Source organism: Xaviernesmea rhizosphaerae (assembly GCF_001938945.1).
Lineage (GTDB): Bacteria > Pseudomonadota > Alphaproteobacteria > Rhizobiales > Rhizobiaceae > Xaviernesmea > Xaviernesmea rhizosphaerae.
Map to the genome: position 1 here is coordinate 41828 of NZ_MKIO01000018.1, position 14760 is coordinate 56587.

13 protein-coding genes are annotated in these 14760 nt (G+C 64.0%); 3 read left to right on the top strand and 10 right to left on the bottom strand.

Annotation, left to right across the window (positions count from 1 at the left end; genetic code table 11):
- Positions 1-13 precede the first annotated feature (13 nt).
- The 4 genes from BJF92_RS01750 to BJF92_RS01765 all read right to left on the bottom strand — a co-directional run bounded on the left by BJF92_RS01750 (position 14) and on the right by BJF92_RS01765 (position 4215).
- Positions 14-1933: a beta-N-acetylhexosaminidase gene (locus tag BJF92_RS01750; RefSeq protein ID WP_075633053.1), complete on the bottom strand. Its 1920-nt coding sequence runs from the start codon at positions 1931-1933 to the stop codon at positions 14-16.
- A gap of 172 nt (positions 1934-2105) precedes the next feature.
- Positions 2106-2879 (bottom strand): SDR family oxidoreductase, encoded by a 774-nt coding sequence (locus BJF92_RS01755; protein WP_075633054.1) that lies wholly within the window; start codon positions 2877-2879, stop codon positions 2106-2108.
- 30 nt (positions 2880-2909) lie between these two features.
- A complete protein-coding gene (locus BJF92_RS01760; protein ID WP_075633139.1) occupies positions 2910-3773 on the bottom strand; it encodes a MurR/RpiR family transcriptional regulator in 864 nt (287 codons plus the stop codon).
- A 52-nt stretch (positions 3774-3825) separates the two neighbouring features.
- A complete protein-coding gene (locus BJF92_RS01765; protein ID WP_075633055.1) occupies positions 3826-4215 on the bottom strand; it encodes a RidA family protein in 390 nt (129 codons plus the stop codon).
- Positions 4216-4315: 100 nt separating this feature from the next.
- Here BJF92_RS01765 and BJF92_RS01770 point away from each other — a divergent pair, with 100 nt between their 5' ends.
- A complete protein-coding gene (locus BJF92_RS01770) occupies positions 4316-4810 on the top strand; it encodes a hypothetical protein (protein WP_075633056.1) in 495 nt (164 codons plus the stop codon).
- Between the two features lie 97 nt (positions 4811-4907).
- On the top strand, positions 4908-6380 hold the full coding sequence (locus tag BJF92_RS01775) for a M81 family metallopeptidase (protein ID WP_075633057.1): 1473 nt from the start codon (positions 4908-4910) through the stop codon (positions 6378-6380).
- A gap of 275 nt (positions 6381-6655) precedes the next feature.
- Here BJF92_RS01775 and BJF92_RS01780 read toward each other — a convergent pair whose 3' ends face one another.
- The 6 genes from BJF92_RS01780 to BJF92_RS01805 all read right to left on the bottom strand — a co-directional run bounded on the left by BJF92_RS01780 (position 6656) and on the right by BJF92_RS01805 (position 13199).
- Complete coding sequence (locus BJF92_RS01780; protein WP_075633058.1) at positions 6656-7789, bottom strand: ABC transporter ATP-binding protein; 1134 nt, start codon at positions 7787-7789, stop codon at positions 6656-6658.
- Positions 7790-8082: 293 nt separating this feature from the next.
- On the bottom strand, positions 8083-9258 hold the full coding sequence (locus BJF92_RS01785) for an extracellular solute-binding protein (RefSeq protein ID WP_245294639.1): 1176 nt from the start codon (positions 9256-9258) through the stop codon (positions 8083-8085).
- Between the two features lie 95 nt (positions 9259-9353).
- Positions 9354-10214, bottom strand: a complete 861-nt coding sequence (locus BJF92_RS01790) for a carbohydrate ABC transporter permease (protein ID WP_075633060.1) — start codon at positions 10212-10214, stop codon at positions 9354-9356.
- A gap of 16 nt (positions 10215-10230) precedes the next feature.
- Positions 10231-11115, bottom strand: a complete 885-nt coding sequence (locus tag BJF92_RS01795) for a carbohydrate ABC transporter permease (protein ID WP_075633061.1) — start codon at positions 11113-11115, stop codon at positions 10231-10233.
- 14 nt (positions 11116-11129) lie between these two features.
- Positions 11130-12290: a Gfo/Idh/MocA family protein gene (locus BJF92_RS01800; RefSeq protein WP_075633062.1), complete on the bottom strand. Its 1161-nt coding sequence runs from the start codon at positions 12288-12290 to the stop codon at positions 11130-11132.
- A gap of 249 nt (positions 12291-12539) precedes the next feature.
- Entirely contained in the window at positions 12540-13199 is a 660-nt protein-coding gene (locus BJF92_RS01805; RefSeq protein WP_075633063.1) for a peroxiredoxin, read from the bottom strand.
- Between the two features lie 569 nt (positions 13200-13768).
- On the opposite strand from BJF92_RS01805, the gene purU reads away from it, so the two are divergent.
- Positions 13769-14653, top strand: a complete 885-nt coding sequence (gene purU / locus BJF92_RS01815) for a formyltetrahydrofolate deformylase (protein ID WP_075633140.1) — start codon at positions 13769-13771, stop codon at positions 14651-14653.
- Positions 14654-14760: the final 107 nt, after the last annotated feature.

Sequence of the window (14760 nt, forward strand, 5' to 3'; positions counted from 1 at the left end):
GGGGTCTGGTCCTTCACAATTGCGGGCAGAGGGAAACGATGGCGGCGAAGCGGTCCCAGTTCTTCTGGGCCTTCGGCGTCCAGGCGGCTTCGGCGATCGCCGGCAGACGCGGGAAGACCAGCCGGTTGAAATAGCCGCGCGAGAGGAAGTGCTCGGTCCAGATGCAGGCCTGCACGCCCTTCATCCTGTCCTTCAGCGCTTGCGGGAACTCACCCTCCGCCTCGTAAGCATAGGTATGGGCGGGCGGCACGGTGCCGGCCCAGCTGGCGCCGGGCTCCTGGAAGGCCTCGGCCTGGACCATGTCGAGATAATAGGCCTGGCCCGGCGTCATCACCACGTCATAGCCTTCCTCGGCCAGCTTGATGCCGACGGCGGGATTTTCCCAGGCCATCAGCAGCGAATTTTCCGGCGCGACGCCGCCGCCATGGGCGACCTCGTTCCAGCCGGCGAGCTTCTTGCCGCGCGCATCCAGCATCGCCTTGACGCGCTTGAGGAAGTAGCTCTGCAGCGCGAAGGTGCCGTCAAGGCCTTCCTTCTCCATCAGCGCCTTGGCCAGCGGCGAGGCCATCCAGGCGCCATGAGCCACCTCGTCGCCGCCGATATGGATGTAATCGCTTGGAAACAGCGTGACCATCTCGTCGATCACGGCCTCCAGGAAGCCATAGGTCGCCTCGATCGCCGGGTTCAGCGCATTGTTGGGATAGCCCTGGACCGAATGGTAGCTGTCGGGCGCCTCCTGACCGTCGACCAGATCGGGAAGGGCGACCAGCGTCGCGGCATTGTGGCCGGGAATGTCGATTTCAGGCACGACGTCGATCGACAGCGCCGCCGCATGGGCGACGATCGCGCGCACATCTTCTTGGGCGTAGAAGCCGCCGACCGGGGCGGCGCCATTGCCGAGCTGCGGCAGCAGCGGTTCGTCCGGCCCGCGCAGGACGCCCGTGGTGGTGAGCGCCGGATAGGCCTTGATCTCCAGCCGCCAGGCTTCGTCGTCGGTCAGGTGCCAGTGGAAGATATTGAGCTTCAGCCAGGCCATGATGTCGAGGAGGCGGGTGACATCGGCCACCGGAAAGAACTGGCGCGACACGTCGAGATGGCAGCCGCGCCAGCCATAGCGCGGCGCGTCCTCGATCGTGCCGGAGGCGGGAAAGCGGAAGCTCTGCGGCCGCACGCGCGCGCCTTCCAGCAGCTGGGCGAGCGAGGTCAGGCCATATTGCCGGCCGGCGGCACCGCCATAGGCAAGCTGCACGGCATCGGCGGAGAAGGTAAGGCGATAGGCTTCCGCGCCGAGGCTCTCTTCGGCGGAGAAATGCAGCGCTCGGCCCTGCGGGTCGGCCGTCAGCGCGAAGGGCGCATGCGCGCTTTCCATCAGCCGGCGCGTGAGCGCGGTGACCTCGGAGACCGCGCGGATCTCCTCAAGGCTGGTGCCTTCGGCCGGATAGAGCACGACCGGGAAGCCTTCGCCCGGGGCGGCATCGATCTGGGCGGGCCAGGGCTGCAGCGCGAAGGGCAGATCCAGCTTGCCCTCGGGCAACAGCACAGGTGGCGGCTCGCTCACCCGGCCCGAGAGCAGCAGGTCGGAGACGGCGACATCGGCATGGGTGCCGTCGGCATGGGTGAGATAGGCGGACTTGGCGCCATCGGTGCAGTGGCGGGCCGGGCGGTGAATGCCCGAGACGGTGAAGCGCCAGCTGTCGCCCGGCGCCAGCGTCAGACCTTCCGGTGGCGCATATTGATGGAAATTGGCGTTGCGGCGCAGGAAGACGGCATTGTCGCAGGCCTCTGGCTCTATGACCCGGTAGAGCGAGGTATAGGCCAGTTTGAAGCCCGAGAGCGGGGCGTCCGACAGGTTGGTGAAAGTAAAGGTGAAGGCGCCGTGGGTGCCGCCCTCGGCACTCCAGCTGGCGTCGAGACGATAGGGTGCGGATGCCATGACTGTTCCTCTCGTGCTGCTTGCTGTGTCGGCCGAAAAGGCCGCAGGCCTGGGCGCGCTTGGCTGCCGCAGCCTGTCTGCGCCTCCGCCTCTTGCGGGCGGATGGCGTCATTTCCTATGTCCGCACGATTACGCCGTCCGTCGCGCCCCGGCGATGTTCCGGGGCTCGTGATCAGTAGTCGTCGGATTGCGAAAAGGTGCGGGCGAGCTCGGCCTGGCCGGCGGTCAGGCCGCAATCGACCGGCAGGCAGACGCCAGTGATCGCGGCTGCCATCGGGCTTGCCAGAAAGGCCACGGCATGGGCCACGTCGGCAGGGTCCACCACCCGGCGCAGCGGATACCAGCGCTTGGCCTCCTCGAAGACATTGGGATTGGCGTCGGCCCGCGCATTCCAGGCCTGGGTGCGCACCGTGCCGGGCGCGATCGCATTGGCGCGAATGCCGAACTTGCCATATTCGACCGCGGTCGCGCGGGTGAAATGCAAGAGTGCCGCCTTGGCGGCGCTATAGGCCGGATGGCCGAAGATCTGCATGCCGTTGACCGAGGCGATGTTGACGATCGCGCCGCGCGCAGCCTTCAGCGGCTCGGTCAATGCCTTCAGCGTCAGAAAGGCGGCTTCGCAGTTCAGCGCCATGTCCTTTCGCCAGTCCTCGGCGCTGGTGGCCTGCAGGCTGACCGCGCGCGCCGCGCCGGCATTGTTGACCAGCGTCTTGACCGCGCCGAGGCCGGCGGCGACCTCAGCCATGGCTTCGACCGAGGCTTCGTCCGTCACATCGGCGGCATGCGCGATGAAACGGTCAGGAGCGCCCAGCAGGGCGGCGGCCTTTTCGGCGGCGGCGGCATCGATATCGACCATCAGGATCAGGTCATGGCTGTCGGCGAGCCTTTCGGCGATCGCGCGCCCGATATCGCCGGCGGCACCGGTCACGATGGCGAGGGTGGTCACGGGGTCTGGTCCTCTTGTCGGTTGATCGGGTCAGTCGCCGAGCGGCTGGCGGTCGTCGCCGTCTCGGTGCTTGACGAGCTGCTGCTTGATGCGCCGAAGCGTCGTCACCGCCTGGCCCTGGACGCGATAGGCGACGAGGCTGGCGAGAATGTCGACGAGCGCCAGATAGGCGATGCGGGTGGAGGTGGGGCGGAAGATGTTGACGCCTTCCGCCAGATCGACCGGCAGGACGATCTCGGCCGCGGCGGCCACCGGACTGCCGCTCTGCGTCAGCACGATGGTCGGCACCTCCTGTTCGCGCGCGAGCTTCAGCGTGCGCACGAGCTCGGTGTTGCGCCCCGACAGCGATGAGCCGATGATCACGTCGCGCGGGCCGCAGGCGGCCGCCAGCATCAGCTGCATGGAATGATCGCAGCTGGCCGTGACCCTCAGGCCGAAGCGGAAAAGCCGGTTCTGCAGCTCGTTGGCGATCATCGAGGAATTGCCGCCGGAGCCGAAGGCATAGATCATCTCGCCGGCCGTGATGCGGTCCACCGCCCGCTCGAGCGCCGGCATGTCGAGCTGGCTGTGCAGGAGGAACAGCGCATTCTGCGCCTTGGCGACGATATCCTGCGCCACGTCGGCGGCGTCGCTGCTCTTGGGCTCGGGCTTAAGGTAGCGCATGCCGACATAGGCCGTGCGCGCCAGCCGGATCTTGAAATCGGAAAAGCTGTCGCAGCCGAGCCTTCGGCAGAAGCGCGTGACGGTGGGCGGCGACACTTCGGCTCGCTCGGCCAGCTCGATGATCGAGGCATTCACGGCGAATTCGAAATCGCTGAGGATGATGTCGGCGATGCGGACCTCGGACTGCGAAAGCTTGGCCTTCTCGTCCTGCAGATTGGCAAAAATGTCCATATCCACCTTGTCTGCCCCCTCATCCTGCAATGTCAGCATCGCCATGAGGTTCTCAGCCTTGCTTCGGCTTGTAGGCGACGCAATCGATCTCGACCTTGCAATCGACCATCATCGACGATTGCACACAGGCGCGCGCCGGCGGATGCTCGCCGAAATAGCTCTGATAGACCGCGTTGAAGCTCCAGAAATCACGCGGATCATCAAGCCACACGCCACAGCGCACGACATGTTCGAGACCGTATCCGGCTTCCTCGAGAATGGCGATAATGTTCGCGATGGTTTTGTGCGTCTGGGCGACGATGTTGCCCTCGATGATCTCGCCATTTTCCATGGCGACCTGGCCGGAGACGTAGAGCCAGCCATCGGCCTCCACGGCCCGGGCGAAGGGCAGCGGCTTGCCGCCCGCACCTGTCTGGACTGTGCCATAACGCTTGATCGACATTGTCGCGTCCTTGCAAATTATTTTCGTTATGCGTTGACAAGTCATCATATTGGGCGGATTTTGACCAGAGAAAAACGCGCCTCATGAAAAGAATTTCAATATGACGCTTTCTCGCGATCCTTTCCGCAATCCCTTCCCCGCCACCGACGCCGCCCGCCATGCCATCTGGGAGATGCTGGTCGCGCGCGATATCACCGCTTTCCTCGCCGCCGACTGGTCGATGGTCGAGCACGACTTCGTCGAGGATGGCTTCATCGGCATCGACGGGCGCAAGCTGGCGAGCCCGTCCGACTGGCGGCTGACCTTCCCGGATCTGGCGGCCTACCGCGCGGAATGGCTGCGCCAGGCGCAGGACTTTGCCGGCGAACAATTCGCCGAGGATCCGCGCACGGCGATCTTCACCACCACGACGCTCGAGGATATCGAAATCGCAGGCGAGACCGCGCTGGCGCGCAAGATGTTCGACGGCTCGATCCTCAAGGCCGATGGCAGCCGCGACGTGCTGAAGTGGCAGACACTTTACTATTGCAGGCTGCACCAGGGCCGGTGGAAGATCAGCGGCTTCACCGGCTATCTGCCCAATCCCATGGGCTGATGGTCGTTACTTATATGCGCCGGAGGTTTAAGCTTCGGCGAACGGGCGCCGGGCGCGCCGTGGCCGTCCGGCGCCATTGAACAGCAGAGGCGAAACCTTGCGTATCTTCACGGCCGCGCTGGCCACCGAGACCAACACCTTCTCCCCGATCTGCATCGACAAGCGGGCCTTCGAAGCCTCGCTCTATGCCCCGCCGGGCACGCATCCGGAAACGCCGACGCTGTGCACCGCGCCGATCACCGTGGGGCGGCGCGTGGCGCGCGAGAAGGGCTGGACGCTTATCGAAGGGACGGCCAGCTGGGCGGACCCTGCGGGTCTCGTCTCGCGCGCGACCTATGAGGGCCTGCGCGACGAGATTCTCGATCAGCTCAAGGCGGCGATGCCGGTCGAGGCCGTGGTGCTCGGCCTGCATGGCGCCATGGTTGCCGATGGCTATGAGGATACCGAGGGCGACCTTCTGGCGCGCGTGCGCGCGCTGGTCGGCCCTGACGTGCTGGTGGCCGCCGAGCTCGATCCGCACAGCCATCTGACGGAGAAGCGCTTCACGGCCGCCGACATCCTCGTCTATTTCAAGGAGTTCCCGCATACGGACTTCGTCGATCGCGCCGAGGATCTCTGGCGCATCGTCGTGGACACGCTGGAAGGCCGGGTCAGGCCCGTCATGTCGATGTTCGACTGCCGGATGATCGACGTCTTCCCGACCTCGCGCGATCCGATGCGCAGCTTCGTCGATCGTCTCATGGCGATCGAGGCGCAGGAGGCAGAGATCCTGTCGATCTCGGTCGTCCACGGCTTCATGGCCGGCGATGTGCCCGACATGGGCACGAAGATCGTCGTGGTGACGGACAATGCGCCCGAGAAGGGCACGGAGCTTGCCCGACGGCTGGGCATGGAGCTGTTTTCCCGGCGCGGCACCTTCCTGATGCCGCAGATCGACGAGCGCGAGGCGGTGGACCGCGCCATTGCTGCCGAGCATGGCCCGGTGGTAATCGCCGACATGTGGGACAATCCCGGCGGCGGCACGGCCGGCGACGCCACCGTCCTGCTCTCCGAGCTTCTGGCGCGCGGGGTGCGCGACGCGGCCGTGGGCACGATCTGGGACCCGATGGCGGTGCAGATCTGCATGGCGGCCGGTGAGGGCGCGGAAATCCCCTTGCGCTTCGGTGCGAAATCCGCGCCGGGAACGGGCCAGCCGATCGACGGCTTCGTCAAGGTGGTGAAGCTCGTGGCGAATGCCGAGATGCGCTTCGGCGAGAGCTTCGCGCCCTTCGGTGATGCCGCGCATATCGTGCTCGACGGTATCGACATCATCCTGAACTCTACCCGGGCGCAGAGTTTCGATCCCAGCCTGTTCTCGGTCATGGGCATTGATCCCACGCAGAAGAAGATCCTGGTCATCAAGTCGACCAACCACTTCTACGCTTCCTTCTCGAAGATCGCCGCCGAAATCCTCTATTGCTCGGCCGGCACGCCCTATCCAAACAATCCGGCCCGCACGCCTTACCGCCGCGCCCGGCGCGACATCTGGCCGATGGTGGACAATCCGCACGGCATGCCTGACGTGGCGTAGAACGTCGCTGGAGAGAGTGCAGAGGGCAGGGCGAAAACCTTTCTGCAGCCATGGTCTGGCCTGGCCCGATCCATGCTCCTGCCAGAAGTCTTTGAAAAGATGGGTTCTCGGCTCAGAGCCGAGGATGAGGAAACAAGGCAGGCTCGACGTCGTCCGTCACCCCTTGCGGATGAGCGCGTCCAGATTTCCGATTGTCGCCGCCGACATCAAGAAGGCCCGGATCTCTTTTGAAATCCGGGCCTTTCCTATGAACTGGAGTCGGCAGCCGTCGTCCGTCAGGCCGCCGTGGTGCCCAGCAGGTTCAGGTCGATGTCGGTCAGCGAGACGCGGCGCTCGAAGGCCTGGCCGTCAGCATCGAACAGATGGCAGTCGGCCGCCTTAATGCCGAGCGGCAGAGGCTGTTCCGGGCGGATGCCGATGGTGCCCGGCAGCATGGCGCAGAAGTTCTCCGCCTTGCCGTCAAGCGAGGCATAGGCCACCGTCTGCGCGCCGAGGCGCTCGATCACGGTCGGCACGACTGTGACGTTGAGATCGCCGGTGTCGAGCAGCAGGTGCTCGGGACGGATGCCGAGCGTCAGCGTCTCACCCGCCTTCGCGCGCGTTCCATCGACCGGCAGGGTCGCGGTCTGGCCCTGATAGTCGATGAGCACGCCCTCCGCGCTCGTTCCCTTGCAGGTCACGGGCAGCATGTTCATCTTCGGATTGCCGATGAAGCCGGCGACGAAGAGGTTGGCGGGCTTGTGATAGAGCTCGAGCGGCGCGCCGCACTGGGCGATATGGCCGCCATTGAGCACCACGATCCGGTCGGCCATGGTCATGGCCTCCACCTGGTCGTGGGTGACATAGATCATCGTGGCCTTGAGCTGACGGTGTAGCTTGGCCAGCTCGATGCGCATGTCGGCGCGCAGCGCGGCGTCGAGGTTGGAAAGCGGCTCGTCGAACAGGAAGATCTTCGGTTCGCGCACGATCGCCCGGCCGATGGCCACGCGCTGGCGCTGGCCGCCGGAAAGCATGCCCGGCTTCTGCTCGAGCCGCTGCTCCAGATGCAGGATGCGGGCGGCATGCTCGACCTTGGCCTTGATCTTGTCCTCGGCCATCTTTTCCACGCGCAGCGGGAAGGCGATGTTCTCGAACACGCTCATATGCGGATAGAGCGCGTAGGACTGGAACACCATGGCGATGCCGCGCTTGACCGGCGGCAGGTCGTTGACCCTGATGCCGTCGATGACGATGTCGCCGCCCGAGGTGGCGTCAAGGCCTGCGATCATGCGCAGAAGGGTCGACTTGCCACAGCCGGACGGGCCGACGAAGACGATGAACTCGCCATCCTTCACGTCGAGCTGCACGCCCTTGATGACCTCGAAGTCGCCGTAGAACTTCTGAACCTTGTTGAGATAAAGCTGTCCCAAAATCAGTCTCCGGCCGCGAAAGGTCGGCGGCGTCAGGTGGTGCGGCCCGTTGGTGTCTTTGCCTGCCGGCGCGCCTGTCGATGCGGCGCAGTCAGCGTGGCAGGACGTTACCCCATTTCCGGCATCCTTGCGCGATCCCGTCCATCGAGGACATGCATTGCCCGGAAGGACCATGCGGGGATCGGGATATCGGCAGGCGCGAAGGCCAGGGGCGGAAAGGGCCGCGGGCTTTGGATCGGAACGGGAGGCCGCGGGCCGGACAAGGCCCGCGGGTCCCAGTTTGAAGCCGTGGCTTACTTGTACTGTTCCAGCTCGCCGGCGGCCTTGGTCAGCGCTGCCTTCGGCTCGGCCTTGCCGGTGACGACCGACTGGACCATTTCGATCATGACGTTCTGGAAGCCTTTGTAATCCTTGAACAGGGGCTCCGGACCGCCATAGGCGATGCCGTCGATCAGCGGCTTCCAGGACGGGTCGGCCTTGACGAATTCGTCGACCTTCGGCGAGGGGCGCAGCGGCGTCAGGCCGGCATCGCCCTGCAGCTCATATTCGCCCTGCGGACCCGGCGAGGTGATGAACTTGGCGAATTCGATCGCCTTGTCTTCCACGCCCGTGCCCTTGAAGATCGCCAGGCTGTCGGTGATGAGCAGCGTGCCCGGGCCCTTGGCCGAGGGGCCGAGCGGCAGGGTGGTGATGCCCCAGTGGATGTTGGTCTTCTTCAGGCGCGAGGCCGCGCCCGAGCCGGCCTGGATCATGCCGACCTTGCCATCGAGGAAGATGGCGCGGATTTCGTTCTGTTCGTAGGCGGTTGCGCCTTCGACGGAATAGGGCGTGATGTCCTTGTAGGCCTGGAGGGCTGCCAGCACTTCCGGGCTGTCGGCCGTGACCTTGTCGCCGTCGATGATCTTGCCGTTGTTGGTGTACACCCAGTGCATGAACTGATGCATGGTGTTGTCGAAGGTCTTGGCGGGCAGGCCGTAGCCGGCAATCCCGGTCTTTTCCTTGATCTGCTTGGCGAAGGCGATTTCTTCAGCCCAGGTCTTCGGCGGGGTTTCCGGGTCGAGGCCGGCCTGCTTGAACAGGTCCTTGTTCCAGTAGAGCGCCTTGGTGGAGAAGGCGATCGGAACGCCCCACTGGTTGTCGTCGAAGGTGACGGTGTCGACGATGTGGGGATAGTAGCTCTTCTTCTCCTCGTCGGTCATCGGGACCGGAACGATGAGGTCGTTTTCGGCGAATTCCTTTAGCGTGCGCGAGCCGACATAGGCCATGCCGACCGGCGTGCCGGCGGCGGCCAGCGTCGTGGCCTTGTCCTGGCACTGCTCCCAGCCGACCACTTCGGGCTTGATCGTCCAGCCGGCGTTCTTGCCTTCCCATTCCTTGATGTACTTCTCGTGGATCGGGTCGATCTTGTCGCCGCAATAGATCCAGCTGATTTCCTTGTCGGCGGCCTGGGCCGTCGTCACGGCAGTCATGGTGGCGAGCGCGGTGGTACCCAGCAGGGCGAGCGCGGCAAGCCCGGTCTTGACGGTGATGGTCACTGAAGAAACTCCCATTCTCTGGTGGTTATTTATTGTTTCACCGCGCCGGCGGTCAGGCCGCTGACGAGATAGCGTTGCAGGAAGAAGATCACGATCATGGCGGGGGCTATGCCGACGAAGGCGGCCGCCATCAGCTCGTTCCAGACCACTTCCTGACGACCGAAATAGGCGAAGAGGCCGACGGGCAGCGGCGCATATTCGGTCTTGGAATTGAAGGTGAGCGCATAGATGAACTGCTGGGCATAGGCGCCGATGAAGGTGGTGATGGCCACCACGACGATGCCCGGCTTGGCGATCGGCAGGATCACCCGGCGCAGCGTGTAGAAATGGCTGGCGCCATCGACGAAGGCCGCCTCGTCCAGCTCGCGCGGGATGCGCATCATATAGGTGCGCAGGAGCCAGATGGCCGAGGGGATCAGGAAGGCGACGCCCGGCACGATCATGGCGAAATAGGTGTTGAGCACGCCGAGCGAGCGCATCAGCCGGAACAGCGGGATCAGGAGCACGGCGCCCGAGAACATGTTGACCGCCAGGAAGGCACCCAGCAGCAGGCCGGCCCCGCGAAATTCGAAGCGGGCGAAGGCATAGGCGGCCGGCACCACCAGGATCAGCACGATGACGGTGGCAGCGCCCGAGATGACGAAGGAATTGACGATGTAGCGGGCAAAGCCCGGCACATGGTCCCACATCGTGTAATAGGCCTCGAAGGAACCGTTTTCCGGAATGAAGCGGTAGGGCGAGGAGAAGAGCTGCGACAGGGGCTTCAGCGAGACCAGGAAGCCCTCGACGAAGGGTGCCAGCACGAAGGTCAGGAACACGGCGATGCCGGCATAGATCCCGAGGATTTCATACCACTTGTAGCGGTTGATCAGCTGCGGCGGTTCTCTCATGGGTCTCACGGGCTCCCTATCGCTTGTCGCCGCCGGACAGGCGGCTGGTGACGCGGAAGTAGCAAAGGCAGAAGATCGACAGGAAGATGCAGATCAGCACGGCGCGGGCGGCGCCCTCGCCATATTTGTTGGAGCCGATCGCGGTCTTGTAGGTGTCGATGATCATCGTGGTGGTTTCGCCCGAGGGGCCGCCGCGCGTGAGGATCCAGATGATGTCGAACGAGTTGAAGGTCGAGATCAGCGACAGCATCGACATGGTCACCATCGAGGGCACCAGGAGCGGCAGGGTGATGCGGCGGAAGCGGTAGAAGCGTCCGGCCCCGTCCGTCCAGGCGGCCTCGTAGAGATCCTGCGGGATCGCCTGCATGGCGGCCAGCATGTAGAGCGTCACCATGGGAACGCCGATCCACACATCGGTGATCACGGTTGCCCAGAAGGCGGTGGAGCCCTGCGCCAGGAAGGCGATTGGCCCATCCACCACGCCGAAGCGCTGGAGCATGCCCGAGATCATGCCGAACTGGCCGTTATACATCCAGCCCCACATGAAGATGCCGATGGCCATGGGCACGATCCATGGCGGCATGGTCAGCACGCGGAACAGCGCCCGGCCCGGCACGGCGGCATTCAGCATGGCCGCGCCGAAGGTGCCGATGATCATCTTGATCGAGACCGAGAAGAAGGTCCACACGAAGGTGCGGATGATCACCTCGGCGAAGGTCTCGTTGAAGATCTTCTCGTAATTGGCCCAGCCGACCCAGTTCGTCGTCTTCTTCAGCGAGGCATCGGTGAAGGAGAGGATGAAGGTGTCGACCAGCGGATAGGCGACGATGGCGGTGACATAGAGCAGGGCCGGCAGGAGGAGGATCCAGGCGAAGATGATGGCGTTGCGCTGAACACTCATCTGCGCGCTCCCCCTCAAGCCGCCTTGGCGGCGTGGAGCGCTTCGTCGAAGCGGTCCCAGATCGGCCGGAGATCGACCACGGTCTTCTTGATGCGCGCCTCGTCCATCGACAGAGCGAGAATGCCGGCCTCCAGCGCATTGAGCGTGGAGACGGGCAGATGCACGCCGCCCCTCACATGCTCCATGATGTCGGCGGCCATCTGCTCGTCGGCGCCGTAATGCTGCGACAGTTCGGTCGCCTCGTATTTCGTGGCGATCACCTTCTCGTTGGACAGGACTTCCGTCACGTCGAGATAGCCGCGGACGAAATCGCCCTCGGCGGTCGCCCGCGTGCCCATGATGGCGAAGCGGCGGAACTGGTCCGGCACGTTGAGATTGGTGTGGAAGTTCATGCCGACGCCATTGGCATATTCGACGATGGCGACCTGATAGTCGATGATGTCGGCATCACTGTCGAACACCTTGTCCGTACCCATCCAGCCCGACGGCTTGGAGTGGAACATCGACATGTCGTTGACGCCGGACAGGCGTGGATCGTTCTGTGGAATGAAGGTGCGCCGGCCGCCGAAGCTCGCCACGCGCTCGGGCCGCGCGCCGACCACGCCATTATAGAGGTCGAGGTCGTGGCAGCATTTCTCCAGCATGAAGCTGCCGGCATATTTCTCGTAGCGGCGCCAGTCGCGCATGAAAAAGGCGCCGTGATAGGGATAGATGTGCTCGGCCGCTTCGATCGAGACGACATTGCCCAGCGTGCCCTTGGCCTGCGCGGCCAGGAGATCCTTGTAAAGCGGGGAATAGCGCAGCACGAGGCCGACCATCAGCCGCTCATGGCCGAATTTCGCCATGAGACGCGCCAGTTCGATGCTGTCGGCGATCGTCGTGACAATCGGCTTTTCGCAGAAAACCTTGAGACCGGCTTCCAGGCCCAGGCGGATATGGTCGAGATGGAAATGGTTGGGCGAGCCGATCATCAGGAGATCGAGCTTTTCGCCCGCGATCAGGTCCTGCGGCGTAGCATAGGCCTTGCCGGCCGAAATGCCCTTCTCCTGCAGTCCAGGCAGGCCGGCCGGCGCGGGATCGCAATAGCCGACGATGTCGAAATCTTCATTCAGGGTCTTGAAGACATAGCCCAGATAGCCGAGCCGGAATCCAAGCCCGATAATCCCCACTTTCATGGCTGATATGTTCCCACTTACGTAATTTATTTTCTTGAGACTGAGACAAATTTTCACGTCAGTCAACAGCAATCGCTTAAAAAAGTCGCTGAATGAAATTCATTTTCATAAAGGCTGAAAAATGGGCAGGTTACCTGGTGGCTCAAACCGATGGCGACCTGCCGGGGCCATTGCCGGGCGATGCGCAAAAGAAAACGCCCCGGCAGCACCTGCCGGGGCGTCGATCTTTGCGCCTTCGTGGCTCTGTTTTCAAGCGGTCGGCTGCTTGGTCTTGCGCAGATAGGGCAGCACGGTGTCGAAGGAGCCGAAGCGGGTGATGGCGTCCTCGTTGGAGACGGCGGCGGTGATGATGACGTCGTCGCCCTGCTGCCAGTTGGCGGGCGTGGCCACCTGGTGTCTGGCGGTGAGCTGGATCGAGTCGATCGCCCGCAGGATCTCGTTGAAATTGCGGCCCGTCGTCATGGGGTAGGTGAGGATCAGCTTGATCTTCTTGTCCGGCCCGATGATGTAGACCGAGCGGACCGTGGCATTGTCGGCGGGCGTGCGACCTTCCGAGGTCTCGCCGGCGCCGGCCGGCAGCATGTCATAGAGCTTGGCGACCTCGAGATTCTTGTCGCCGATCAGGGGATAATCGACCTCATAGCCGGTCGCGGTCTTGATGTCGTTCTTCCACTTGGCGTGGCTGTCGACGGGATCGACCGAGATGCCGATGATCTTGACGCCGCGATTGGCGAATTCGTGCTGCAGCCCGGCCATGGCGCCCAGTTCGGTGGTGCAGACCGGCGTGAAATTCTTCGGATGCGAGAACAGCACGGCCCAGCCGTCGCCGATCCAGTCATGGAAGCTCAAGGGGCCTTGCGTCGTCTCGGCGGTGAAGTCGGGGGCGATGTCGTTGATGCGAAGGCTCATGGTGGGGTCCCTGGGTGTGTGGCCGATGGCCGAAAGGTCTTTTTGAAGGCGGGATGGCCGGTCTCTTTCCGGGACCACCCCTGCGGGCTGACTTGGTGATGCCGAGCCCGAGGGGTCAAGCCCCTGAGATCGTTTCCTGCTGCTCCTTGCGCGTTTCCGGCGTCAATCCCGACCCGTTCCTCTTTGGCGAGCTGCGTGCCGGGAAAAGCGCGCGCGGCGCAAGCAGGACGGATGATGCCGGGGCCGGCGACGGCAAACAAGGCATGGCATTCCGCCAGGGCCTGCCTTTCGGGATGGTTTTGCGTGCGGGCCACGCTTTGCCGCATGGCTTTGCGCCAGCATAAAAGCCGGCGAACCGTTCCGGGCATCTGCGCATGGCCGTTGCCAGGTCCTTTGCCGGCATGGCCCATCATCGGCGTTGACGTGGCGTGACGCGCGGGCAAGCGGATGTCGCGAACCGGATGACGCGGACACGGCAAGCCGGCTAGCTTGCGCGACACCAGGGCAGAGGCCCGAGGAGACGGCGAGGGCGACCGATGACGATGATGAAGACCGAGACCCATTCCAGCATCAAGAGCTATGTGCTGACAGTATCCTGTCCATCCCGGCGCGGCATCGTCGCCTCGATCTCCGGCTATCTGGCGGGGCAGGGCTGCAACATCGTCGACAGCTCGCAGTTCGACGATCTCGACACCGGCACCTTCTTCATGCGCGTCAGCGTTCTCTCGGAAGACGGGGCGGACGAGGCGGCGCTGAAAGCCGGATTCGCGCCGATCGCCAAGGAGTTCTCGATGGACTGGGCGCTGCACGATGCCGACCGGCGCATGAAGGTGCTGCTGATGGTGTCGCGCTTCGGCCATTGCCTGAACGACCTGCTCTACCGCTGGAAGATCGGCGCGCTGCCGATCGACATCGTCGGCGTTGTCTCCAACCATCATGAGTACCAGAAGCTGGTGGTCAATCACGACATCCCCTTCCACCACATCAAGGTGACCAAGGAGAACAAGCCGGAGGCGGAAGCGCGGCTGATGGAGGTGGTGGAGCAGAGCGGGGCCGAGCTGATCGTTCTCGCCCGCTACATGCAGGTGCTCTCGGAAAAGCTCTGCGGGGCCATGTCGGGCCGCATCATCAACATCCACCATTCCTTCCTGCCGAGCTTCAAGGGCGCCAACCCCTACAAGCAGGCGTTTGAGCGCGGTGTGAAGCTGATCGGCGCCACGGCCCATTATGTGACGATGGATCTCGATGAGGGTCCGATCATCGAGCAGGACGTGGCGCGCATCACCCATGCGCAATCGGCTGATGACTATGTCTCGATCGGTCGCGATGTCGAGGCGCAGGTGCTGGCGCGCGCCATCCACGCCCATATCCATCGCCGCACCTTCATCAACGGCAACCGCACGGTGGTCTTCCCGGCCTCGCCGGGCTCCTACGCCTCCGAGCGCATGGGCTGACCCCCGCGCCGGAGCATCGAGCCGAAACGCGGGAGCCGCCTGTCGGTCCGATGCGGTCGCGCTGCAGGCGGTAAGGTAAGCCGCGCCTGTCAAGAAAGGATCATCCC